The organism is Pseudarthrobacter lactosi, assembly GCF_055412785.1.
Map to the genome: position 1 here is coordinate 35,228 of NZ_JBVAYS010000006.1, position 23,831 is coordinate 59,058.

A 23,831-nucleotide genomic window follows, 5' to 3' on the forward strand; every position below is an offset into this window, starting at 1 on the left:
GTGATAGTCGTCGTAGGTCCGTCCGGGCTCTCCGGTGCGGACCTACACGACCCGAAGGATGGACATGCGCGGCGCCACAATAATGACCAGGAAGTCTTTGCTAGTTGGATCCGGCCTGGGGTTGCTGGCACTGATCACCGGTTGCGGCAAGTCCGCGGCCGGGGCCGCGGCACCATCGCCGTCTGCCTCCGCAGCACCCCATGCCTGGTCCTACGACGGTGCCGACGGCCCCGAACACTGGGGCGCGCTGAGCTCCGATTTTGGCTCCTGCTCTTCCGGCACCGCCCAGTCCCCCATCGACATCGACGGCGGTTCCGGCCTTACCCCGGCGCCGCTCACCCTGGCCTATTCGGCTTCGGAGGGCGAGATGACGGACAACGGCCACACCACCGAACTGCGCGCCCGCACGGCCCAGGGAATCACGGTGGGCGGCAAGCAGTACGACTTCAAGCAGATGCACTTCCACGCCCCGTCCGAGCACACGCTGGAGGGTGTCCGCTACGATGCCGAGTTCCACTTCGTCCACCAGGCCGACGACGGCGGGCTGGCCGTCGTCGGGATCCTCGCCACGGAGGGGGACGCCAATGCGGCGTGGGCGCCATTCACCGACGGTGTGCCTGCCGCAGCCGACGGGCAGAAGGTGGCAGCCGGCGTCGTGGACTTCCCGGCGCTGTTTCCGAAGTCGCTGGATCATGTCGCGTACGACGGCAGCCTGACCACGCCGCCCTGCTCGGAAGGCGTACGGTGGCTGCTCCTTGGGACCCCCGTTGAACTGGGCGCCGGGCAGCTCGCAACCCTGCGTGCGGCGCACACGGGCAACAACCGGGCCGTCCAGCCGCTCAACGGCAGGGACGCCGTTGTAGTCGACCAGTAGGGCCTCAGACCGTGCCGGGGTCCGTGTTGGCGCCGCAGAGGATCACGGCCACGCGTTCCCCGGCCGCAGGGACGTAGGCGCCGGAGTGCAGGGCGGCGAAGGCCGTGGCCGCGCCGTGCTCCACGATGATGCGGTACTGCTCCCAGAGCAGGGAGCGGGCGGCCACGATGTCCTCGTCGGAGACCAGCAAGGCGCGGACGCCGGTACGGACGGCCACCTCGAAGCCGATCCGGCCGATCTGCCGGGCTCCCAGGGAGTCGGCGGCGATCCCGGAGACGGCCACGTCCACGGGGGTTCCGGCCGCGAGCGCGGCGTGCAGGGTGGGCGTGGATTCGGACTCGACGCCCACCACTTTGGCCCGGCCCTCCACGGCGGCCGCGACACCCGCCATAAGCCCGCCGCCGCCCACGGCCACCACCACGGTGTCCACGTCACCCAGCTGCTCCAGCAGCTCGGTTCCGATGGTCCCGGCGCCGGCGGCGATCTCGGGCTGGTCGTAGGCATGGCAGTAGACCGCGCCCGTCTCGGCGGCATAAGCCACCGCGGCGTTGTACGCCTCGGAGTACTCGGCGCCGCGCTGGACCACGTTGGCGCCGATGGCCCAGAGCTTCTTGACCTTCACGGCCGGGGCGGCCTCTGGGACGAACACAGTAGCCGGGACGCCCACTTCCGCGGCGGCGTAGGCGTTGGCGAGGCCGGCGTTGCCGCCGGAGGCGACCACGATGCCCGCGTCGTCCTTCAGTTCGCCGCGCTCCCGGCAGGCCAGGACGCGGTTGAACGCGCCCCGGGCCTTGAACGTGCCGGTGTGCTGCATAAACTCGCACTTGAACCACACCTCGCCGGCGAACTGGCCGGGGTCTGCCTGCAGCACGGGCGTGACGCGGATCCTCCCGGCAATCCGGGCAGCGGCTTCGTCGACGTCGGTGCGTGTGATCATGGGGAAATCCTCGTTCCGGATGGGGCTGGCTTCAACGTTCAGGCTATCGCGCGAAATATCCCTACCAGCGCCGGTGTTGCCCCGGATATGACAACCATCGGCATCATCGGAGCAGGACACATCGGCAGCCAGGTGGCGCGCAAAGCGATCGAACTCGGCTACGACGTAGTAATCAGCAATTCCCGCGGCCCGGAAACGCTGACCGCACTAGTGGCGGAGCTGGGACCGCATGCCCGGGCCGCGACGCCGGCCGACGCGGCAGCGGCGGGCGATTTCGCCGTCGTGACCGTCCCGTTCAGGAGCCTCGGGAGCGTCCCCGTGGAGCCGCTCGCGGGGAAGATCGTGATCGATACCGGCAACTACTACTGGGAGCGCGACGGCCATGTTCCGGCACTCGACGCGTTCGAAGCCACTTCCTCCGAACTGGTGCAGGAACACCTGCCCGCATCCAAGGTGGCGAAGGCCTTCAACCACATCCGGTACAGCGAAATCACCACGGACGGCACCCCTGCCGGCACGCCGAACCGCCGTGCCCTGGCCACCGCGAGCAATTACCCCGAGGCCAGCGAGCTCGTGACGAAGCTGTATGACGAGTTCGGCTTCGACACCGTGAACATCGGGCCGCTCTCCGAGAGCTGGCGCGCGGAGCGGGACCGTCCGGCGTATGTGGCGCGGCAGACCGCTGCTGAACTCAGCGAGAACCTGGCCAAGGCGCCGCGGACCATCTGACGGTGGCGGCCGGCTCCGGGCCGGCTCCCGAACCAGGTCAAAATTCGTGGTGCCGTGGGGGCCATTCGTTTCTACAATTAAGTGGCGGCAGTTGCAGCAATCAGCTGCACGGGCCGCGCCACAAGGAGGACCGCAATGGGTTTGGGTGACAGGATCCACAACGCCGCGGAGAGGCTGCACGGCAAGGGAAAGAAGGCCGCCGGCGAGGTCAGCGGCAACGACCGCATGAGGGCCGAAGGAAAGGCCCGCGCAGTTCGGGCCGACCTCAAGCAAGCCGGCGACAAGATCAGGCACGCCTTCAAGCGGCACTAAAATTCGATTAATCGAACGGGCGGCTCTGCCAGGAGCCGCCCGTTCCTCTCTGCCCCGCCAGCGACTACTCCGAGGCCGAGCTCGTGGCGTTGCTGGAGTGACCAGATCCAAGCCCGCTGTGACGCCGGCAATGCATTGGCTGACTCTCGAAAAACCTGCAAGAAGGGTAGCCGTGGTCCTAGCGCTGGGCCAAAGGCAGGCGCAGGATGGAACTACCGGATCTGATCACAACAATCAGAATGAATCCGGAGTCTAGCCCCCCGCACAGTCGGGGCGTGCTGTTGAAAATGGGAAGGGCAGGCTGCGGCCGCCACACTGATCAATCGTGACATTTAGCTCAGTCGCGTCGGCTCAACGCTGTCCAAAAATTAGTGAATCGTATCCGTAATAGGAGCAAGAAATGTCCATCACTCCAACAACGAAAACCCGTTCAATCAGGGCAAAGATCGCCCTGGTTCCGGCCCTCTCATTGGGTTTGCTCGGGGGTTCCGTGGCAATGGCTGCCCCGGCCTCGGCTGACTACAACAGTGACCGTGACCGTGATTCCAGAAATGGATGTAAGGTCAGCCCCGGTACTCCTGAGAATGAGCGGGGTAACCGGGTGAACTTCAGGATTAACGTTGACTGTGACGACGGGAGAAAGACCGTCCACGTCAAACAGCGACTCTACGAAGACCGCCGCGATGATAAGAGGTTCGCCTCCTACGAGCATGAGTACAAGGTCGACCGCTGGGATCGCCGCATTAACGACACTCACTACTTGCCGCGGCACATTGACGAAGGCGACAGGGTCTTCCATGAGATCTCGTTCGCAGTTGAAGACCGCAATGGCCACGTGGGTAAATGGTCCGACTGGAAGAAGAGCGGGACACTTACAGTGGATTAACGCGGGCCAGGCCGCTCGAAAACGATCCATGGGCACAAGAGCCAGGGGCGCATACCCCTGGCTCTTCGCTGTGCCGCGGCAATCGCCTACATCGTCATGGTGGTGGTCACAGGCCGCGGAACCCATGACCGCGCAGGGGACGGTGGTGGCCTGGGGCTGGAGCAGCGCCAGCCCCTGTCCGGGCATCATCGGCTCCAGTAGGATTTCGCCCATGCCGAAGGCTGCGTTGAACGTCCCTGGAATCGGCGTTTCCCGTGCGGTGTTGGACACCGCTTGGGACCGTTTGTTTTTCCTGGTCGGCGGCGTCTCGGCCGTGTGGTTGTCGTACTTGTTGCTGCGGCTCAGCTTCGAATGGGGCTGGTCGCAGATCTGGTTCACCTTTGTTTTCTGGGGCCTCCTGCGTACCTGGTGCTGCCCCGGCTGCACCGCATCCTGACCCGCATTTACGTCCCGGACTATTTCATCGGCCGGGCCCGGACCAGCGACGGCCTGCTTGGCGATCCCGTCAATGTAGCCTTGCTCGGCTCCGAAGCCCAGATCCACTCCGTGATGCGCCGGGCGGGCTGGACCATCGCCGACGACGTGACGCTCGCCAGCAGCTGGCGGATCGTGACCTCCACCATCCTGCGGCGCAGCTACGACGAGGCGCCGGTGAGTCCGCTTATGCTTTTCGGGCGCCAGCAGGACTTTGCCTACCAGCAGGAGGTGGACGGGAATCCGGGCAGGCGCCACCACGTCCGGTTCTGGCGCTGCTATCCCGGCTGGCTGCTTCCGGGCGGGCACGCGGTGGACTGGCTGGCTGCCGGGACCTATGACCGGAGCGTCGGATTCTCGCTATTCACCCTGCAGATCACCCACAAGATCGACGAGAACACTGATACCGAACGCGACCACATCGTCTCAAACATCGTCAAGACCGATCCCGCGGCGAAGGTGGAGGTGCTTCGCGACTTTTCCACCGGATACCACACCCGCAACGGCGGAGGCGATAGCATCACCACCGACGGGGACCTTCCCATCGTGGATCTGAGACTCATCACTGCTGCCCTGGGGCCGGCCCAACATTCACCCAGCGACAGCCGAAACAAGCGGCCGGCGCCCACCATCGTAGGGGCAGTTCTCGCGGGTGCACGGGCAGTTGCCGCCGTCATCGCGGTGGTGTCCGGTTTCCTGTCCCCGGACGATCTGCTGCAGGGCATCAGCATCGAATCCGACGACGGCCCGGGCTGGACGGCCGCTCAAGCTGAGATCGTCCTCTACGCAGGACTGTGCTTCGTGGGCCTCGTTGCGTTATGCGAACTTTTACTGGCCTGGTTCGTCTTCCTGGGCAGCAACCGGGCCCGAGTCACCGCCATGGCCCTGAGCACGGCAGCCATCACCATCCAGGCCATCGACGTGGTGAACGGTGGCCCCCTGGCAACTCTTGAGGCAAACCTGCCCGGCCTCACCCTGGACATCCTGCTGATCCTCGCCCTCTCCAGCGAAAGGGCCCGCATCTACGCGCGGCGGGACCGCAAGGAGCCCAAACGGGATTCGAATCGTCCCGGCGGCCGCGCAGCGTTCTGAGCTGCGGCAAGTCCCACCGGCGCCCTTGAGCACCCGCCCATCCCAGCACCCCTCTTGACTCCCGCCCCCACCTTCCCTAAACTTTTCATAAAGCAGAATCTAAATTCCACAAAGCGGAAACTGAAAGAGCGAAGCGGCCGGGAAGTTAGATCAAAGCCCCTCCTCGGAAGGACCTACGATGACGTACACAGTGAACTGCTCCATCCTCTTGACGGAGCTCCCCCTGCTCGAGCGCCCCGCAGCCGCAAAGGCTGCCGGCTTTGACGCCGTCGAGTTCTGGTGGCCCTTCGAGACCTCCGTCCCCACCGACGCCCAGGTCACCGGGTTTGAGAACGCCATCAAGGATGCAGGCGTCCAGCTCACGGGCCTGAACTTCAACGCCGGCAACATGCCGGGCGGTGACCGCGGCCTGGTTTCCTGGCCCGCCCGCTCCACCGAATTCCTGGACAACATCGACGTCGTTGCCGGCATCGGCGAGCGCCTCGGCTGCAAGGCCTTCAACGCCCTCTACGGCAACCGCATCGACGGCGAATCGGCCGAGAAGCAGGATGCCATCGGCGCCGAGAACCTCGCCGCGGCAGCTGCCGGCGTCGCGGGCATCGGCGGCACCGTCCTCCTCGAGCCGGTCAGCGGCGCCCCCAAGTACCCGCTCCTCACGGCTAATGACGCACTCCAGGTCATCGCCCGCGTCAAGGCGGAATCCGGCGCCGAGAACATCAAGCTCCTCGCGGACTTCTACCACCTGGCAGTCAACGGGGACGACGTCGCAGCCGTCATCAAAAAGCATGCCAAAGACTTCGGCCACATACAGATTGCCGACAACCCCGGCCGCGGGGCTCCCGGAACCGGTGAGCTTCCCCTCGGCGAATGGATCGCCCGCAGCCGCGAACTCGGCTATGACGGCTACATCGGCCTCGAGTACAAGGAACCCGCGGAAACCGCGTTCGCCTGGGCCATCCGCCAGCGCGTCGCTAACTAGTCCCCACCCGCACCCTAACCTCGCAAGCTCGGCCAGGGAACCCGGCGGGCGTGGGCCCAGCCACCCGCACCGGCATCCGCACCACCAACAGACTTTCAGTAAAGGAACCACAATGAGCAACGTTGCAGTCATCGGACTCGGAATCATGGGCCTCCCCATGGCCATCAACCTGGTCAAGGCCGGCCACACCGTCACCGGCTTCAACCGCAGCCAGGACAAGATCGACAAGCTCGTCTCCGAAGGCGGCCAGGGTGCCACGAGCATCGCGGATGCCGTCAAGGACGCCGACGTCGTCATCACCATGGTGCCGGACTCCCCCGACGTCGAAGGCGTAGTCAGCGGCAAGGACGGCGTCTTCGCCAATGCGAAGAAGGGCACCCTCTGGATCGATGCCAGCAGCATCCGCCCGGACGTTGCCAAGCGCCTGTCCGACGACGCCAACGAAGCCGGCATCCGCCCCCTCGACGCCCCGGTCTCCGGCGGTGAACAGGGCGCCATCAACGCCGCACTCTCCATAATGGTGGGCGGTGAGGCAGCAGACTTCGAGGCAGCCCAGGACGTTCTCAACGCCGTCGGCAAGACCATCGTCCACGTCGGCCCGTCCGGTTCCGGCCAGACCGTCAAGGCAGCCAACCAGCTGATCGTGGCCGTCAACATACAGGTCCTCGGCGAGGCAATCGCCTTTCTCGAGGCCTACGGTGTGGACACCGACGCGGCCCTCAAGGTCCTCGGCGGCGGCCTGGCCGGTTCCAAAGTCCTCGACCAGAAGGGCCAGAAGATGCTCGACCGCAACTTCGACCCCGGCTTCCGCCTCGCCCTCCACCACAAGGACCTCGGCATCGTCACCTCCGCGGCCCGCGAAGCCAACGTTGCCGTCCCCCTCGGCGCCGTCGTCGCACAACTTGTCGCCGCAACCGTCAACCAGGGCGACGGCGGCCTCGACCACTCGGGACTCTTCAAGCAGGTCCTCCAGCTCAGCGGCCGCAAGTAAGCACCTCCGGCAGTAGCCGGACAACAAGCAAACCGGTGATCCGCCGTCGTACATCACGACGGCGGCTCCCCCACTACACCCAAATTCCGCCCCCAGCGGGCACCCAAAACAGACTTACAAGGAGTACACAATGACTAAGATGCGCACCGTTGACGCTGCCGTCGCGATCCTGGTAAAGGAAGGCGCCATCGAGGCGTTCGGCCTGCCAGGCGCGGCAATCAACCCGTTCTACTCGGCCATGCGGAAGAACGGCGGCGTCCGCCACACGCTGGCCCGCCACGTTGAAGGCGCCAGCCACATGGCTGACGGCTACTCGCGGGCCAAGGATGGCAACATCGGCATCTGTATCGGCACCTCGGGCCCCGCCGGCACGGACATGATCACCGGCCTTTACGCAGCCTGGGCCGATTCCATCCCCATGCTCTGCATCACCGGCCAGGCCCCCGTGGCCAAGCTGCACAAGGAAGACTTCCAGGCCGTGGACATCCAGACCATCGCCGCCCCGGTCACCAAGATGTCCATGACCATCATGGAACCGGGCCAGGTTCCGGGCGCCTTCCAGAAGGCCTTCCAGCTGATGCGCTCGGGCCGTCCGGGCCCGGTCCTGCTGGACCTGCCCTTCGACGTGCAGATGGCCGAGATCGAATTCGACATCGACGCCTACGAGCCCATCGTGGTCCAGAAGCCCACGGCCAGCCGCAAGCAGCTGGAAAAGGCCCTGGACATGCTGACCGCCGCCGAGCGCCCGCTGATCGTGGCCGGTGGCGGCATCATCAACGCCGGCGCCTCCGCGCAGCTGGTGGAACTGGCCGAACTGCTGAACGTTCCGGTCATCCCCACGCTGATGGGCTGGGGCACCATCCCGGACGACCACGTCCTGATGGCCGGCATGGTGGGCCTGCAGACCAGCCACCGCTACGGCAACGAGACCATGCTGGCCTCCGACTTCGTGATCGGCATCGGCAACCGCTGGGCCAACCGCCACACCGGCGGCCTGGACACCTACACGGCCGGCCGCAAGTTCGTACACATCGACATCGAGCCCACGCAGATCGGCCGCGTGTTCTCACCGGACCTGGGCATCGCGTCCGACGCCGGTGCGGCGCTGGACGGGCTGATTGAGCTGGCACGCGAGCGCCAGGCAGCGAAGTCCCTGCCGGACTACTCCGGTTGGGTTTCAGAGTGCACCGCACGCAAGGGTTCCCTGCAGCGCAAGACGCACTTCGAGAACGTGCCGATCAAGCCGCAGCGTGTGTACGAGGAAATGAACAAGGCGTTCGGCAAGGACACCACCTACGTGTCCACCATCGGCCTGTCCCAGATCGCCGGCGCACAGATGCTGCACGTGTTCGGCCCGCGCAAGTGGATCAACGCCGGCCAGGCAGGCCCCCTGGGCTGGACCGCCCCGGCCGCCCTGGGCGTGGTCCGCGGCAAGCCGGACGAGACCGTGGTTGCCCTCTCCGGTGACTACGACTTCCAGTTCATGATCGAAGAGCTGGCCGTGGGCGCGCAGTTCAACCTGCCGTACATCCACGTGGTGGTGAACAACTCGTACCTGGGCCTGATCCGCCAGTCCCAGCGTGGCTTCGAGATGGAACAGAACGTGTCCCTGGCGTTCGAGAACATCAACTCCCCGGAAACAAACGGCTATGGCGTGGACCACATCAAGGTGGCCGAAGGCCTGGGCTGCAAGGCCATCCGCGTGGAAAACCCGGCAGACCTGCCGGCCGCGTTCGACAAAGCCAAGGCCTTGATGGGCGAGTTCAAAGTTCCCGTGGTGGTTGAAGTGATCCTGGAAAAGATCACCAACATCTCCATGGGCGTTGAGATCAACGCCGTGAACGAGTTCGAGGAGCTCGCCGCCCGCGGCGAGGACGCCCCCACTTCGATCATCGCCCTGCTGGACTAAGTAAGAACCGAGAGGAGGTACCGGAATGCGTGTGGTCATCGCCCCGGACAAGTTCAAGGGCTCCCTGTCCGCCCCCGACGTCGCCAGCCGCCTGAGCGCGGGTCTGCAGTCAGCTGTGGCGGGCCTTGAGACCACACTCATTCCGGTGGCCGACGGTGGCGAGGGCACCCTCGACGCCGCCGTCGGCTCCGGCTTCACCCGCCGGACCGCCACCGTCACGGGTCCCACGGGCCAGCCGGTCCGGGCCGACTTCGCGGTCCGGGGCCGGGAGGCCGTGATCGAAATGGCCGCAGCTTCCGGCCTTGCACTGCTGCCCTCAGTCGTAGAAGGCGGCGCCCCGGACTCCGGAACGGCCACCACCGCCACCAGCCTGGGCACAGGCGAACTGATCCGCGCCGCCCTGGACCTGGGCTGCCGGCAGATAATCCTCGGCGTCGGCGGCAGCGCCAACACCGACGGCGGCGCAGGCGTCCTCCAGGGCCTCGGCGCGGTCTTCCTCGACAAAGAGGGCAACGAACTCCCCGGCGGCGGTGCCGCCCTGGCCCGCTTGGACCGGATCGATTTCTCCGGCCTGGACGTCCGGCTGGAGGAATCCCGCTTCACCCTGGCGTCCGATGTCGACAATCCCCTTCTGGGTCCCAGCGGCGCCGCCGCGATCTTCGGACCGCAGAAGGGCGCGACGCCGAGTGACGTCATCGCCCTCGACGCAGCCCTGGCGAACTTCATCATCGTCCTCGCCGGCGAGATCGGCATCCGTGCCGAGCGGGCCGCCGTCGCACCCGGCGCAGGAGCAGCCGGCGGCGTCGGCTACATTGCCATCGCGGCGCTGGCCGCGGCACGCAGGCCGGGCATCGACGTCGTACTCGAATTCACTGAACTGGAGCAGCGGCTGGCCGGCGCGGACCTGGTGATCACTGGCGAAGGCAGCCTGGATGAGCAGAGCCTGCTCGGCAAGACGCCCATGGGGGTGGCCCGCGCCGCGGCGCGTGCCGGAATCCCGGTGATTGCCGTCTGCGGCCGCAGTACGCTGAGCCAGGAACAGCTCGCGGAAGCCGGGTTCAGGACGGTTCATGCACTAACCGATTTTGAGTCCAATGTAGAGAAATGTATGGCCGAAGCAGGCCCGCTGCTTGAAGAATTAGGTAAGCACATCGGCGTGCATCTGCCTGCGAGTGCAGCGCGTACCGACACCAAGGAGAACGTCCATGTCTGAAGAAACCACCCCGGCGGCCGGCTCGTTTGACCTGGTCATCCGCGGCCAGCGCATCCTCACCACCGCAGGAATCACCGCCCGCGAAGTAGGCATCCGCGGCGGCGTGATCGTCGCCATCGAACCGTTCGGTAACGGCCTCACCGGCACGCAGGTCATTGACCTGGCCGACGACGAAACCCTCATCCCCGGCCTCGTGGACACGCACGTCCACGTCAACGAGCCCGGCCGCACCGAGTGGGAGGGCTTCGCCTCCGCCACCCGCGCAGCCGCCGCGGGCGGTGTCACCACCATCATCGACATGCCGCTGAACTCCATCCCGCCCACCACCACGGTGGAAGGCCTCAAGCTCAAGCGCGAGGTGGCTGAGGACCAGGCGTTTGTGGACGTCGGTTTCTGGGGCGGCGCCGTACCGGGCAACAAGAAGGACCTCCGCGGCCTGCATGACGAGGGCGTGTTCGGTTTCAAGTGCTTCCTGCTGCACTCCGGCGTGGACGAATTCCCGCACCTCGAAGCGGACGAGATGGAGGAGGACATGGCCGAGCTCAAGTCCTTCGACTCCCTGATGATCGTCCATGCCGAGGACTCCCACGCGATCGACCGCGCCCCGCACCCCGGCGGCGACCACTACGAAACGTTCCTGGCATCCCGCCCGCGCGGCGCCGAGAACAAGGCCATCGCCGAGGTCATCGAGCGCGCCCGCTGGACCGGCGCCCGCGCCCATATCCTGCACCTCTCGTCCTCCGATGCGCTGCCCATGATCGCGAGTGCAAAGCGCGACGGCGTCCACCTCACCGTCGAGACGTGCCCGCACTACCTCACCCTGATGGCCGAGGAAATCCCCGACGGCGCCACCGCCTACAAGTGCTGCCCGCCGATCCGTGAGGCCTCCAACCGCGAACTGCTCTGGAAGGGCCTCCAGGACGGCACCATCGACTGCATCGTCTCGGACCACTCCCCCTCCACCCTGGACCTGAAGGACCTGGAAAACGGCGACTTCGCCGTAGCCTGGGGCGGCGTCTCGTCTCTGCAGCTGGGGCTCTCGCTGATCTGGACCGAGGCCCGGCACCGCGGCATCACCCTTGAACAGGTGGTGTCCTGGATGGCCGAGAAACCCGCCGCGCTGGCCCGCCTGCACAACAAGGGCCAACTGGCCCTCGGCTACGACGCGGACTTCTCCATCTTCGCGCCGGACGACGCGTTCGTCGTGGACGTCACCAAGCTCAAGCACAAGAACCCCATCACGCCCTACGACGGCAAGGCGCTCTCCGGCGTGGTTCGCAAGACGTTCCTTCGCGGCAACGAGATCGACGGCCGCACGCCCAGCGGCAAACTGATCCGCCGCGGCGGCGTCTGAGGCGCAGCGCGATGGCCGTCAACGTCCATGCCCCGTACCCGCGGCCGCGCGCCGGCGCCCGTTCCGAATTGAGTCCGGGCGCCCGGCCGGGCGCCCGTCCCGGCCTCCAGCCAGGGCTTCAGCCGCGGCTGCAGCCGCGCGGTCTGGCAGTTTGGCTGCAGCCTGGTGAAGGCCAGGATATCGACCCGTCAGTCTGGGCCCGGGCCGCCCAAGCGGTCCTGGCCCGTGCCCGGCAGCTCGCTCCGGAAGCCGAAATCCAGCTGTGGACCGGCACCGAAAACGGACCCGCCGGCGTCGAAGGTTCAGACGCGTCCGCCGCCGTCGCCTCGCCAGTCGCCGCGCCGGTCTCCCTGGCCGGGCGGCGCAGCGTCGTGGCTGTGGATCTGGCTGCGGACACCGTCCTGCTGGACGGTGTCCCGGTCAGCCTGACGTTCATGGAATTCAGCCTCCTGCGGTACCTCGTGGAGAATCAGTCGCGGCCGATTAAGCGTGAAGAACTGCAACGCGTCCTTGAGTCCCTGGACTGCCCCGGTGCGGCGTTCCGCTCCATCGACGTGTATGTTGGCCGTGTCCGGCGCAAGCTGGGCTCGGCCCGCCACGCCATCGCCACGGTGCGCGGGGGTGGCTACCAGTTTGTGCCCGGCCCGGGCAGCACAGTCCGCGGACCCGCGGAATACTGCATCTAGTCAGCCCGTTGCACCCATAGATTTGATCGCCGCCCTCGGCGATTGCCCCCAAGCCGTTGCCCCCACAAGCCAAGGATCGAAACATGACCCAGAAACTCCTCGCCGGAACCCAGGCCCCCGAGTTCGCCCTGCTCAACGCCGAAGGCCACAAGGTCTCCCTCTCCGATTACCGCGGACGCAACGTCATTGTCTACTTCTACCCAAAAGCCGCCACCCCCGGCTGCACTACCGAGGCCTGCGACTTCCGCGACAACCTCGCCAGCCTGCAGTCCTCGGGATACGAGGTCCTGGGCATCTCCCCCGACGCGCCTGAGAAGCTGGCGGCTTTCACCGGCGACTTCGCCCTGACGTTCCCGCTGCTCTCCGACGAGGACCACGCTGTGGCGCTGGCCTACGGCGCCTGGGGCGAGAAGCTGGTGAACGGCGAAGTGGTTGACGGCCTGGTCCGTTCCACCGTGGTGCTCGACGCCGAAGGCAAGGTCACGCTCACCCAGTACCAGATCAACGCCCAGGGCCACGTCGCAGCGCTCAAGGCAGAGCTCGGCCTCTAAGGAACCCTGCGCGAACGGACACTTGGGGCCCTGCCCGAACGGACACTTGGGGCCCTAAGCGAGCGGCCGCACGACGGCGGGACCTCCCGCCGTCGTAGCTGCTCTTTGGGGACTATTTGTTTCGTCCGCGTGCGGCTACGTGCCAGCGGTCCACGATTTCGCCGCCGCTGACCACGGTGACGTCGTCGACGAGGTTCATGGCGATGCAGACATGATTGGGCACCACACGCAGCCGGTCTCCGAGAGCGGGCAGCGTTGCTTCTTCCGGCCATACAACGGTGGCGTGGTGTTCTGACAGTGCGGTGATTCGGGCTTCCGGGTGGTCCAGGAGCCGTCCGAATCCCGTGGTCCAGCCGGGCCGGTCCCCGCCGAGGATCTTGCTGCCGGAGTCCAGGATGACCCTTCGAGGTATGAGGTCGGTGCCTTCATGGCGGCTGACGACTGTTGCCGCGACGGTCAGTGCGATGTCTTCGACCGCACAGCGTTCCAGTTCCAGCTGTTGGGCATCTCCGAAAACGTACACGCCGGGCCGGACTTCCGTGGCCCCGGAGTCGCCGGCGGTGAGGGTGGCGGTGGGTGTGGACCCGCCGCTGCGGTGGGTGATGGGGAAACCAGCCGCGGTGAGCAGGCTGGCTGCTTCGCCGAGGGCCAGCCGTTCCTCGTCCATAGCCTTCAACGGCATGCCCGGTGCATAGCTGTGGCCTGGAAACGTGAAGACTCCCGTGACGCGCAGCCCACCCCGCGCTGCGGCCTGGGCGACCTCGACGACGGCGTCTGGTGCTATCCCGCTGCGGTGATGGCCGCTGTCGATCTCCAGCACCACTTCAATCTGACCGACGGCGTCGCCCAGTGACGCGGCCATGGTTTCGGCTGCTTCCCGCGAGTCCAGGCCGACGGCGATCCTGGCTTCTGTTGCAAGGCGCCGGAGCCGTTCAGCCTGCCGGGGACCGACCCAGAGCGGATACGCGATGAAGATGTCTGTGGCACCGTGTTCTGCAAAGACTTCGGCCTCTCCGAGGGTGGCCACTGTCAGCCCCACGGCTCCGGCTGCCAGCTGCATTTCCGCTATTTCGGGCACTTTGTGCGTCTTGACGTGTGGCCGAAGGTGCAGGCCCTTGGCCCGGACCGTCGTTGCCATGCGGTCGATATTTCGCTGGAGCACGTCCCGGTCGATGATGATCTCAGGTGTGTCGATTTCCTCTGGGATGGTCATCCTTACACTTTATGCGGACCCCCTCGCATACTCTATGTATACAAAACTGTCCGTCGGTGGGGACTGCAGGAGATGCAATGCGCAAACCAGAACTGGAGTTCCATGAACCGCTCGTTGACTGGCAGAAGGCAAACGGCGACGCCGACCCCGGAATTTGGGAACAGATCCTCGCTGCGGATCCTCTTAGCGGAGATTCGACCCTGCTCCAACGCTATGAGCCCGGGGCCAACACCATAGCCAGCGGCGTGATCGTCCACGACTACTGGGAGGAAGTCATGCTTCTCTCAGGCGAACTCACCGACGTGACCCTTGGGAAGACCTTTACCGCCGGCATGTACGCGTGCCGTCCGCCCGGCATGCGTCACGGACCTTACCTCAGCGTAGCCGGCTGCAGCATGCTCGTTGTTGTCCGCCCCGCCCCGGAACCCGGCGCGAACGGACACTTGGGGCCCTAGCCGAGCGGACGCGCGACAGCGGGACCTCCCGCCGTCGTCCGCTTTCCTTAGTGCCCTAACTGGGTCCGCAACGGAACAGACAGCGGGCCGAGTTCGGCCGAGCGGGGCGGGTTTGCCCCCGGCCGGGAGCAGACGGTGATCATGGTCAACGGCCCGGGTAGACGACGGCTTTGAGCTGGCCGGGCTGTTTGCCGGCTTTCAGGGCTTCTTCGGATTCGGCAAGGGTGAACCTTCCGGTCACGAGGATGTCCAGGTCCACCTTTCCATCGGCGATCAGTTGGATCGCCAGCGGCCAGGTGTTGGTGTAGCGGAACACGCCGGAGAGCCAGATTTCCCGGTTCTGGATGAACGAGACAGGAAGCTCGACGTCGTCCGCCCCCAAACCGACGAGGATGACCTTGCCGGCCGGCCCGACGGCCTTGATTCCTGAACGGACCGCCTGCGGTGCGCCGGAAGCGTCAATGAACGCGTCGACGTCGAGCCCTTCCACAGTGTCCGTCCTGGCGTTCAGCGCGTGCGTTGCGCCGTGTTCGAGGGCGAACGCGAGCCGGTCCTCGGCGATGTCGCTGATGTAGATTTCGGTGGCGCCGAACGCCCGGGCGGCCTGCGCGGCGATGATGCCGATCGGCCCGGCGCCGGCGATCAAGACCCGGCTGCCCGGCCTGATCCCGGCACGCTCGCAGGCCCAGAGGCCCACGGAGAGCGGCTCGATGAGGGCAGCGGCCTCGTCGCTGACGCTGTCCGGGATGTCGTAGGCAAAGTCGGACTGGATGGTGACGTATTCGGCGAAGGCACCGTCCACGGGCGGGGTGGCGTAGAACTCGATGTCCGGGCACAGGTTGTAGCGGCCCGCCTTGCACTGCTTGCAGGTGCGGCACGGGCGCTGGGGTTCGACGGCGACGCGGTTGCCGATGCGGGCGGGGTCAACGGCGCTTCCGACGGCGGCGATCCGGCCAGAGAGTTCGTGGCCCAGGACCAGCGGGTGGTCCACCACGTAGTCGCCGATCCGGCCGTGCTCGTAGTAGTGGACGTCGCTGCCGCAGACGCCGACGGCGGCCACCTGCACCAGGACCTGGTCGACGTCGAGCAGAGGAAGGGGCAGGGTTTCCATGGCCATGTCGCCCTGGCGCTTCAGGACGGAGGCGCGCATCGTGGCTGGCAGTTCGGCGGGGGCCAGGGTGGTGGATTGGGCAGTGGGTGTTGTCATCGGAGTGGTCCTTTTCGGGAATTCGGAAGTGGAGTGCCGGGTGCCGTGCGGCGTTTATTTCACGGCGCCGAGGGAGAGGCCCTGAACGAGCTTGTCCTGGGCGGCGAAGCCGGCGAACAGCACCGGAAGCGAGATCACGACGGCGGCCGCGCAGACCTTGGCCAGGAACAGGCCCTGGCCTGAGACGAAGCCGGTCAGGAAGACAGGCGCGGTGCCTGCCACCACGCCGGTGAGGACCCTGGCCAGGAGCAGTTCGTTCCAGCTGAAGATAAAGCAGATCAGGGCGGTCGCGGCGATGCCGGGCATCGCGACAGGTGCCACCACCTTGCGAAGCGTGAGGAGCAGCCCGGCGCCATCGATCTGGGCGGCTTCGAGCATTTCAACCGGCACTTCAGCAAGGAATGACCGCATCATCCAGACCGCGATCGGGAGGTTCATGGACGTGTATATCAGGATCAGGAACCAGATGTTGTCCAGGGCTCCGACGGTCCGAGCGAAGAGGTAGAGCGGCAGGATCGCGGCCACCACCGGCATCATTTTCGTGGAGAGGAAGAAGAACATCACGTCGGTCCACTTCTTCACCGGCCGGATGGACAGGGCATAGGCCGCAGGGATGGCCAGGACCAGAACGAGGACCGTGGACAGGATCGAGGCAGTGGCGGAGTTGATCAGCGACGGCCACGGGCTGACGCCGGACGTTTCGCCGAAGAACTCCCGGTACGCGTCCAGGGTGAGGTTCGCAGCGATGGACGGCGGGTTGGTGGCTGCGTCCGTCTCTGAGTGGAAGGACGTGAGGATCATCCACATCACAGGGGCGGCGAACAGCAGGGCGAGGAGCCAGGCCGCCAGGCCCGCGGCCGTGTTGTTGCGGGTAGGGTCCATACGTGATTTGCCGCGCCGGAGTGGTCCGGCGGCGCGTGCGGCGGGTGATGTTGAACGGGCAAGGCCCGACTTGCGTGGTGCGGCGGGAGTGAGCGTGCTCATCGTGCTGCCTCCTTCTTGAAGAGCGAAAAGACGGTGCGGAGGGCAAAAGTGGCTACGACGATGGTGCCGATGACCACCACGACGCCGGCGGCGGACGCCAGGCCGTATTCGTTGGCGAAGTAGAACGTCTGGTAGATGGCGTAGGGCAGGTTAGCGGTGCCCAGGCCGCCTGCGGTGAGGGTGAAGACGGCGTCGAAGTTCTGCACAATGTAGATCGCCCCGAGCAGGCCGCCCAGCTCCAAGTACTGGCGCAGGTGCGGCAGGGTCAGATGGCGGAAGATCGCCCACGGCGTGGCGCCGTCCATCTGGGCGGCCTCCACGGTGTCCATGGGCCGGGACTGCAGGCCCGCTAGCAGGATGAGCATCATGAAAGGCGTCCACTGCCAGACCAGGGACACAATGATGGCCATCATCGGGGCCTGGGACAGGAGGTCCAGCTGGGGCGCTGTGGTGCTGCCGAAGAGGGACCAGAGCCAGGTCAGGATGCCGTTGATCAGCCCGTAGGTGGGGTTGAGCAGGGCGTGCTTCCAGATGAGGGCCGCGGCCACCGGTACCACCAGGAACGGTGCGATCAGCAGCGTCCGTGCCAGTCCGCGGCCGATGAACTTCTTGTCCAGCAGCAGGGCCAGGCCCAGCCCGACGACCAGGCTGGCCAGGACCACCGAGACGGTGAGGAGGACGGTGGTGAAGATGGCCTGGCGCAGGTCCGGGTCGGTGAGGACCGTGACGTAGTTTTCCACACCGGCGAATGCCGTCTTGTCAGGGCTCAGGCTGTTCCAGTTCAGGAACGAGATGATCAGCGTCACTACAAACGGAAGCTGCGTGACGAGAATGAGAAAGATCAGAGCGGGAAGCAGCGGTGCGCGCCGGGCCCAGGCCAGGGCGCGTTCCCGCGACCGGGTGTCTCTTTGAGGTTTGGCTGCTTGGTGTCCCGGGCGGGAGATGCGCGCCGTTGCGGTAGTCATGAGATTCTCCTGCTGTTCGGTCATTGCTACTTGTACTTATTGCCGATTTTTTGGGCGGCTTCCTGGCCTTTGGCCAGTGCGTAGGCCACGGTGCCCTGGCCTGCGATGGCGGAGCTGACTCCCTGGGAGACGTTGGTGCCCAGGGCAGCGAACTCGGGAATGCCCACAAACTGGATGCCGACGGCGGGACGTGCCTGGGCGCCGGGGTTCTTCGGGTCGGCGTTCTCAATCGCGAAGCGTTCAGCCTCGAAGAAAGGCGCCGCCTTCTGGAAATCGGCGTTCTCGTAGGTGGAGATGCGTTTGCCGGAGGGAACCTTGGCCCACCCGAGCTTTGAGGCCACGAGCTCTTCGTAGTCCTTCGAGCTGGCCCACGCGATGAACTTAGCGGCGGCGTCCTGCTTCTTGGAGGCGGCCTGCATGGCCCAGGACCAGGTCCACAGCCAGCCGGAAGATTTGGTTTCCTTGACCGGGGCCTGCGCGTAGCCGATCTTCCCCTTCACGGGTGACGCTTCGGCTTCGAGGGCGCCGGCGGCCGACGTGGCGTCGTACCACATGGCCACTTTGCTCTGGCTCATGTTGTTCAGGCACTCGGTGAAGCCGGCCTGCGCGGCGCCTGCCTCACCGTGCTCCCGGACCAGTTTGGTGTAGAACTCGACGGCGGCGGTGAACTCCGGGGAGTTGACCTGGGCGTTCCAGTCCTTATCGAACCAGGTGCCGCCGTAGGTGTTCACCACGGTGGTCAGCGGTGCGAAGACCTGCCCCCACCCCGGCTGGCCGCGAAGGCAGATTCCCTTCATACCCGGAGCAGCGCCGTCGGCCTGCGCAGCTATTGCCGCAACCTCGTCCCAGGTGGGTTTCGCCGGCATGGTCAGGCCCTTGGACTCCAGGATGTCCTTCCGGTACATCAGGAAGGAGGACTCGCCGTAGAACGGTTCGCCGTAGAGCTTGCCGTCCTCGCCGGTGAGGGAGGCCGTGTAGGCCGGCAGGATGTCGTCCTGGTCAAACCCGGCGTCGGTGGCCACGTTGTCCAGCGGCGCGAGCCAGCCGTTGGCGGAGTAGAACGGGATCTCGTAGTTGGACAGCGAGGCTACGTCGTACTGGCCGGCCTGGCTGGAGAACTCCTGGCTGATCTTGGCCCGGACGTCGTTCTCCGGCAGGATCGTGTAGTTGACCTTGATGCCGGTCTCCTTGGTGAAATTATCCGCGGTGAGCCGCTGCAGGTCCTCCATCTGGGGGTTGTTCACCATCAGGACGTTGATGCTGTTGGGGTCTCCGGCGGAATTGCCACCGCCGGCGCCGGCACAGGCCGAGGCGCTAAGGGCCACACACAGGGCACCGGCGGCAATCGCGGCAGCGCGCGTTTTTGGGCGCATTGAGGACTCCTTTGTTCTTCAGGGGGTGCACAACCGGCTCGCGTCGACTGCGGTATCGACGTACTCGGCTGGGGCTGTCCGGTCATCGGGATTTCGATGTGCCGGGCTGGTATTCCTCAACTTTAGGCGTGTGGGGTAGGGCACAACTAGCGCCCTGGATGCCAGTTTCTGATACTAATTTTCCCTACCGGCTTTCCGGGCGCAGGCGCTACTGTGGGAAGGCGCCAGCGGCGCTGTCCATATTTCATGAACCCGGATGCCTGGAGAACCACTATGAGCGCTGCAGATCCCAGCGATGGGGCATCGGCCAGGCTCGCCGAAAGGCTGCTGGGTATGCGGGCCAGCAGGGAGGTCATCCCGGCGGACCCGAACCATTCTGTCCGGTGGCATGAGCATGACTATCCCACCGCGGCGGCCCGGTGGAACTACCATCCTGAGTACGAGATCCACCTGATCAGGAAGGGCACCGGCAAGTTCATCGTCGGAGACCACATCGGCACGTTCGAGGCCGGGCACGTGTCCCTGGTGGGATCAGGACTTCCCCACGACTGGGTAAGCGACCTCGAGCCCGGCGAGGTCATTGAAGGAAGGGACGCCCTGATCCAGTTCGACGGAAAGTGGGTGGAGCAGACCGCGGCCCTGGTTCCGGAACTGGCCGAGATCGAGCCCCTGCTGGAACAGTCCGCCCGCGGGATCGAGTTCCTCGGACGCACGGCACGGGATGCGGCGGCATCCATCGAAGCGATGGGTACGTCCACCGGGTTAGGACGGCTGCATCACCTGCTGGAACTGTTCGCCATTCTTGCGCGTTCACCACTGGAGGACCGGCGCTACCTTGCGGACGAATGGTTCAGGCCGCAGCTGGACGGACAGGCCGCGGCTGTGGTGGACATCGTCCTGGAGTACGTGTTCGGCAATCACGCTGGCAGCGTCAAGATGTCCGAGGCTGCGGCCCTGGTGGGAATGTCCGAGCCAACCTTCTCCAAATACTTCAAGCGGGCCACCGGCCAGAACTTCAGTGATCTGGTCCGCAAACTCCGTCTGGCCCATGCACGGCGACTGCTTGAGCGCAGCGACAAACCCATCTCCGACATTTGCTACGAAGTCGGGTTTTCGAACCTGTCCAACTTCAACCGGCATTTCCTCAACGACGCCGGCGAGACGCCGCGGAGCTACCGCCAACGAATGCAGGGCTGACCCGGATCCGGCGTGAACTGAACCGTCATCCATCTGGCCTTCTACGCGGGGTGGCCCAAAGCGATGTCCGCCATCACGGTAGCCAAGGAAATCTTTAGCTCGTGAATCCGCGCACCGCTGCGGAGCGGACGACGGCGGGACCTCCCGCCGTCGTCCGCTTCTGTCTTAACGGGGTGCTTTAGCCGCGATGAACTGCCGGATCCACGGCATGGTTTCCGGCCGGTCCAGGTGGAGGCCGTGGCCGGCGCCGGGGACCATGACCAGCGTGGAGCGGTGGATGTGCCGGCGCAGCTGGACGGCGTTGGGTAGAGGTGTCAGCGCGTCATCGGTGCCATGGAGGATGAGCGTGGGAGATTCGATGGAGCCGAGCCGGCTCCACGCGTCGTGGTCCCGGCTGGCGCGGAAGTGGCGTGCTTTGGCCCAGGCGGTTGCCCGCGAGTTGAAGAAGACGCGTGTTGCGTCGGGGTGGTCCGCGGCCCATTCCGGCGCGAAGAACAGGGGCTCGAGGCGCGCCATGTCACCGCTGACGAGGGCTTCCATGGCGTCCTTGGCGGGCCCGGCTCCGGCCAGTTTTCCTCCGCTTGTGGCGGCGAGGATAAGCGCGCGAACCCTCTGGGGGTGGTCGATGGCGAGCCATTGGGCCACCCGCCCGCCCATGGAGTGGCCGTAGACGTGCGCCCTGTCCACCCCCGCGGCATTCAGGACAGCCGTCGCGTCGGCGGCAAGCAGGCGCGTGGTGTAGCGGCCGGCGTCGCCGTTGCTGCTCCCGCCGATCCCGCGGTGGTCGAAGCGGATGACGTGGAAATGCTCAGCCAGAGCCTCCGCCGTTGGTCCCCAGCCGTCCATGGCGGTTGCCTGGCCGGCAATCAGGAGCAGCGGCTCGCCGCTGCCCTCTTCGGCCCACGCCAGCTTGGCGCCGTCGGGAGCCAGGGCAATCTTCACCGTGACACTCTATCTTTACGCCCGGTCAGCATCTTTACGCGCGGTCAGCGCGCTGTGGTGCAGGGCCCGGACTGAGGCTCCCAGAATTCATCTGCCTACCCATTGCCCCGGGGCCACCGCTTCAGGCACACTGGCTACAGATCCGCAGGAACAAATGCTTCCGCCGATCCCAGCCCGCCGGACAATTCGGCCGGCCACCGCCCCATCAGAGATGCCGGGCAACCCCTCTGGAACCACCGCTTTCCTCCTCCCCGGGTGCACCCGGTCCCGGAAGCCGCGCCCACCCAGAGTCCCGGGATCCCGCCGAGAAAGAGACCACCATGATCAAGCGCCACTCTGACCTTGTCCTGGCAATCACAGCCCACGATCCTGACACCGTCGAAAACGACCTCAACACCGCCGTGGAAATGGCCCGCGAACACGCCATGGTGGAAAGCCGCCACGGCATCCTGGTCACACAGCACACCTACACCAGTTACACCGTCGCAGTCAGCCGCGATGTCCCGTACGGGCAGACACACGAAAGGCGCGATCTGACCGCGTAGCAGTAAGGCGAGCGGACGACGGCGGGGACCTCCCGCCGTCGTCCGTTTGCGTTGGCGGCCGTTCCCCCTCAGCGCGGACGAGCTGAAGGTCGCCGTAATCGCAGCATGGCCCTTCCGGAGACACCGGTGATGAAACTTAGCGAGGGCTCCTCATCGAAGCCGCCTGGCAGCCCCGGCCCGGGCAACGGCTGCTGAACCAAACCCTGGACGTCGTCGCCCGCACTCGTAGGAGCCGCCAGCGCAGATACCCGATGAGCGGCCTACTTATGCATCGCCTCATGGATTTGAAGCGCAAACCAAAGCTGAGCCAATGTGGACGTTTCGGTCATGTCCAAGCCCGTTAATTCGCTGATTTTTCGGATTCTGTAGATGACGGTTTGCCGGTGGGCAAAGAGCGCCGCGGCGGTCTTTTGCCACGATCTCTGCGTGTCCAGGTAGGTCCTCAACGTCACGATGAGGTCGCCTTCCCGGCTCCGCTCGTAGGCGAAGATCGGACCCAGCAGCCGCTCTACCAACGCGGTCCCTTCCTCGAAGCTCGTGAGCCCCAGCCACGAGGCACCCTCGGCGTACCGGGCCAGATTCTTGGCATTGCCCTTTGCTGAGCCGAGCGCCCACAGCGACTCCTGCAACGCCCGCTGGATCCCGGGCGCAGACGTCGGCGAGCTGATGCCGATCCGGACCTCGGCACCCGCGCAGTGGATCAGAATATCGTCCGTCACTGCAGCGGACACCGCCACATGAAGTGTGTTGAAGCGCCGCAGGCAAGCGGCCGGAAAGCCGTGTCGCCACAGTTCGACGTGGACGTCCCCCAGCCGCTCGCCGTCGTCGGCCGACATTGAAACCACCAGGAAATCCTGAGCCGGAACATCAAAAGCCGTGAGCCGGCTCTCCAGTTCCGCCGTTCCCAGGCGGCCGTCGACCGCCTGCAACAGGAATTCGCTCGCCAGGCGGTGCCGGTTTTCCAGGGACAGGACTTTTCGTGAAAGTTCCAGCCCCAACACCGTTGCCGCATGCAGAATCACGACGGCGTCCGGGTGCGGATCGCCGTTGGGGAACACCACCAGGAGCGCGTTGGCGTGCGTGGGGATATCCATCATCAGCACGTGCCTGTCCCGCAGCCGATGCCACTGGAACTTCTTCCCGGCCAAGGATATTCGCCCTGTCAGCGGGGCCAATTCCGCCTGCAGGAAATCCGGCAGCGGCTGGCCGTCCGGATGCCACGGATGAAGGCACCGCCGGTCCACGACGAACAGATCTGCATCGAGCTCAGCAGCGAGGCCCAGAAGAAGGCCGTGCAAGTGGTCCTCGGATGTTCCGGCAGTGCGGAGCAGGTCGTAAATCCGGGCGGTCTGGCGCAGGCGCCGCGATTCCTCCAACAGGGAGGATTCAGCCACCGTTCGCGCAATGGCGATGAAGGGCAGTGGATACGGCACGTTGATCAGCGGCAGCGGCAGCCTCTCACAAACCGCCAGGAACTCTGGCAACAGCTCTGGTGCGTGCATCTTCTCGCCGATGGCCAGGGCACTGGCGCCCGCATCCACCAGCGCCTCGGCGAGCGCAACCTGCCCGGCAGCTTCGGCCGGGATGGACAGGCCGTTGGTCATCATCAGCTCGCCGCCAGTGACCCATTCCCACAGCCTCGGCAAATCAGACGTGTGGGCCCACGTGATCCGGTTGCCGCTGCCTGCGGATCCGGCCAGCAGCGTGAGTCCCAGCTGGGGTTCCGCCACGAGCTCAGCCACGGTAATTGCCATGGAATTGCGCTCCCACATCCTTGGTTTCCGGCCCACTTAGAGGCTCTTAGACATATGTATAAGAGCCTCGGCCATTTGTAGTCAATCTACCGCTATACGCCGTGATGCGCGTCACCAAGAATTGGAGTACGTACTTCCCGCTCAACGGCGAGCGACCCGCACCTCCCACCGAATGCCGCCAGCGTCACAGCCCGGCGGCACAGCAACCG

General features: G+C 65.7%; 22 protein-coding genes and 1 pseudogene. 15 read left to right on the forward strand and 8 right to left on the reverse strand.

Annotated elements, in window-relative coordinates; translation table 11 throughout:
• Positions 1–97: 97 nt before the first annotated feature.
• Entirely contained in the window at positions 98–874 is a 777-nt protein-coding gene (locus tag ACZY0Q_RS19230) for a carbonic anhydrase (protein WP_463919230.1), read from the forward strand.
• Positions 875–878: 4 nt separating this feature from the next.
• Here ACZY0Q_RS19230 and ACZY0Q_RS19235 read toward each other — a convergent pair whose 3' ends face one another.
• Positions 879–1,811 (reverse strand): threonine/serine dehydratase, encoded by a 933-nt coding sequence (locus ACZY0Q_RS19235; protein WP_463919232.1) that lies wholly within the window; start codon positions 1,809–1,811, stop codon positions 879–881.
• 87 nt (positions 1,812–1,898) lie between these two features.
• Here ACZY0Q_RS19235 and ACZY0Q_RS19240 point away from each other — a divergent pair, with 87 nt between their 5' ends.
• The 11 genes and pseudogenes from ACZY0Q_RS19240 to bcp all read left to right on the forward strand — a co-directional run bounded on the left by ACZY0Q_RS19240 (position 1,899) and on the right by bcp (position 12,987).
• Complete coding sequence (locus ACZY0Q_RS19240) at positions 1,899–2,540, forward strand: NADPH-dependent F420 reductase (protein WP_463919234.1); 642 nt, start codon at positions 1,899–1,901, stop codon at positions 2,538–2,540.
• 135 nt (positions 2,541–2,675) lie between these two features.
• Positions 2,676–2,852, forward strand: coding sequence for a CsbD family protein (locus tag ACZY0Q_RS19245; RefSeq protein ID WP_463919236.1), 177 nt, complete (start codon positions 2,676–2,678; stop codon positions 2,850–2,852).
• 400 nt (positions 2,853–3,252) lie between these two features.
• On the forward strand, positions 3,253–3,738 hold the full coding sequence (locus tag ACZY0Q_RS19250) for a hypothetical protein (RefSeq protein WP_463919237.1): 486 nt from the start codon (positions 3,253–3,255) through the stop codon (positions 3,736–3,738).
• Between the two features lie 211 nt (positions 3,739–3,949).
• A pseudogene (locus ACZY0Q_RS19255) lies at positions 3,950–5,304 on the forward strand (LssY C-terminal domain-containing protein).
• 178 nt (positions 5,305–5,482) lie between these two features.
• Positions 5,483–6,283, forward strand: a complete 801-nt coding sequence (locus tag ACZY0Q_RS19260; RefSeq protein ID WP_463919239.1) for a hydroxypyruvate isomerase family protein — start codon at positions 5,483–5,485, stop codon at positions 6,281–6,283.
• Positions 6,201–7,274 (forward strand): 2-hydroxy-3-oxopropionate reductase, encoded by a 1,074-nt coding sequence (locus ACZY0Q_RS19265; protein ID WP_463919240.1) that lies wholly within the window; start codon positions 6,201–6,203, stop codon positions 7,272–7,274. The genes ACZY0Q_RS19260 and ACZY0Q_RS19265 overlap by 83 nt, the downstream gene beginning before the upstream one ends.
• A gap of 130 nt (positions 7,275–7,404) precedes the next feature.
• Positions 7,405–9,183: a glyoxylate carboligase gene (gene gcl, locus ACZY0Q_RS19270; RefSeq protein WP_463919242.1), complete on the forward strand. Its 1,779-nt coding sequence runs from the start codon at positions 7,405–7,407 to the stop codon at positions 9,181–9,183.
• Positions 9,184–9,208: 25 nt separating this feature from the next.
• The gene (locus tag ACZY0Q_RS19275; RefSeq protein ID WP_463919244.1) at positions 9,209–10,396 is read left to right on the forward strand and encodes a glycerate kinase; all 1,188 of its coding nucleotides are present in this window, start codon (positions 9,209–9,211) and stop codon (positions 10,394–10,396) included.
• Positions 10,389–11,750, forward strand: coding sequence for an allantoinase AllB (gene allB, locus ACZY0Q_RS19280; RefSeq protein WP_104063485.1), 1,362 nt, complete (start codon positions 10,389–10,391; stop codon positions 11,748–11,750). The genes ACZY0Q_RS19275 and allB overlap by 8 nt, the downstream gene beginning before the upstream one ends.
• Before the next feature lie 11 nt (positions 11,751–11,761).
• On the forward strand, positions 11,762–12,436 hold the full coding sequence (locus ACZY0Q_RS19285) for a winged helix-turn-helix domain-containing protein (protein ID WP_463919246.1): 675 nt from the start codon (positions 11,762–11,764) through the stop codon (positions 12,434–12,436).
• A gap of 83 nt (positions 12,437–12,519) precedes the next feature.
• Positions 12,520–12,987, forward strand: coding sequence for a thioredoxin-dependent thiol peroxidase (gene bcp / locus ACZY0Q_RS19290; protein ID WP_463919247.1), 468 nt, complete (start codon positions 12,520–12,522; stop codon positions 12,985–12,987).
• 112 nt (positions 12,988–13,099) lie between these two features.
• Here the strand turns inward: bcp and ACZY0Q_RS19295 are convergent, their stop codons facing one another.
• Positions 13,100–14,200, reverse strand: coding sequence for a D-TA family PLP-dependent enzyme (locus ACZY0Q_RS19295; protein WP_463919249.1), 1,101 nt, complete (start codon positions 14,198–14,200; stop codon positions 13,100–13,102).
• 77 nt (positions 14,201–14,277) lie between these two features.
• On the opposite strand from ACZY0Q_RS19295, the gene ACZY0Q_RS19300 reads away from it, so the two are divergent.
• Entirely contained in the window at positions 14,278–14,655 is a 378-nt protein-coding gene (locus ACZY0Q_RS19300) for a cupin domain-containing protein (protein WP_463919251.1), read from the forward strand.
• A gap of 145 nt (positions 14,656–14,800) precedes the next feature.
• Here the strand turns inward: ACZY0Q_RS19300 and ACZY0Q_RS19305 are convergent, their stop codons facing one another.
• From ACZY0Q_RS19305 to ACZY0Q_RS19320, 4 genes are read right to left on the reverse strand one after another with little or no spacing between them, the layout of a single operon-like run.
• Positions 14,801–15,862, reverse strand: a complete 1,062-nt coding sequence (locus ACZY0Q_RS19305) for an NAD(P)-dependent alcohol dehydrogenase (RefSeq protein ID WP_463919252.1) — start codon at positions 15,860–15,862, stop codon at positions 14,801–14,803.
• A 54-nt stretch (positions 15,863–15,916) separates the two neighbouring features.
• Positions 15,917–16,846 (reverse strand): carbohydrate ABC transporter permease, encoded by a 930-nt coding sequence (locus tag ACZY0Q_RS19310; protein WP_463919254.1) that lies wholly within the window; start codon positions 16,844–16,846, stop codon positions 15,917–15,919.
• Entirely contained in the window at positions 16,843–17,811 is a 969-nt protein-coding gene (locus ACZY0Q_RS19315; RefSeq protein ID WP_463919256.1) for a carbohydrate ABC transporter permease, read from the reverse strand. The genes ACZY0Q_RS19310 and ACZY0Q_RS19315 overlap by 4 nt, the downstream gene beginning before the upstream one ends.
• A gap of 26 nt (positions 17,812–17,837) precedes the next feature.
• On the reverse strand, positions 17,838–19,184 hold the full coding sequence (locus ACZY0Q_RS19320) for an ABC transporter substrate-binding protein (protein ID WP_463919258.1): 1,347 nt from the start codon (positions 19,182–19,184) through the stop codon (positions 17,838–17,840).
• Positions 19,185–19,457: 273 nt separating this feature from the next.
• Here ACZY0Q_RS19320 and ACZY0Q_RS19325 point away from each other — a divergent pair, with 273 nt between their 5' ends.
• Positions 19,458–20,381, forward strand: coding sequence for an AraC family transcriptional regulator (locus ACZY0Q_RS19325; RefSeq protein ID WP_463919260.1), 924 nt, complete (start codon positions 19,458–19,460; stop codon positions 20,379–20,381).
• 165 nt (positions 20,382–20,546) lie between these two features.
• On the opposite strand, the gene ACZY0Q_RS19330 is transcribed toward ACZY0Q_RS19325, so the two are convergent.
• Positions 20,547–21,323 (reverse strand): alpha/beta fold hydrolase, encoded by a 777-nt coding sequence (locus ACZY0Q_RS19330; protein WP_463919262.1) that lies wholly within the window; start codon positions 21,321–21,323, stop codon positions 20,547–20,549.
• Between the two features lie 320 nt (positions 21,324–21,643).
• Between ACZY0Q_RS19330 and ACZY0Q_RS19335 the strand changes: the two genes are divergently transcribed.
• A complete protein-coding gene (locus ACZY0Q_RS19335) occupies positions 21,644–21,868 on the forward strand; it encodes a hypothetical protein (RefSeq protein ID WP_463919263.1) in 225 nt (74 codons plus the stop codon).
• 260 nt (positions 21,869–22,128) lie between these two features.
• On the opposite strand, the gene ACZY0Q_RS19340 is transcribed toward ACZY0Q_RS19335, so the two are convergent.
• Positions 22,129–23,622 carry a PucR family transcriptional regulator gene (locus ACZY0Q_RS19340; RefSeq protein WP_463919265.1) on the reverse strand — a complete coding sequence of 498 codons (1,494 nt, stop codon included), beginning with the start codon at positions 23,620–23,622 and terminating at the stop codon, positions 22,129–22,131.
• Positions 23,623–23,831: the final 209 nt, after the last annotated feature.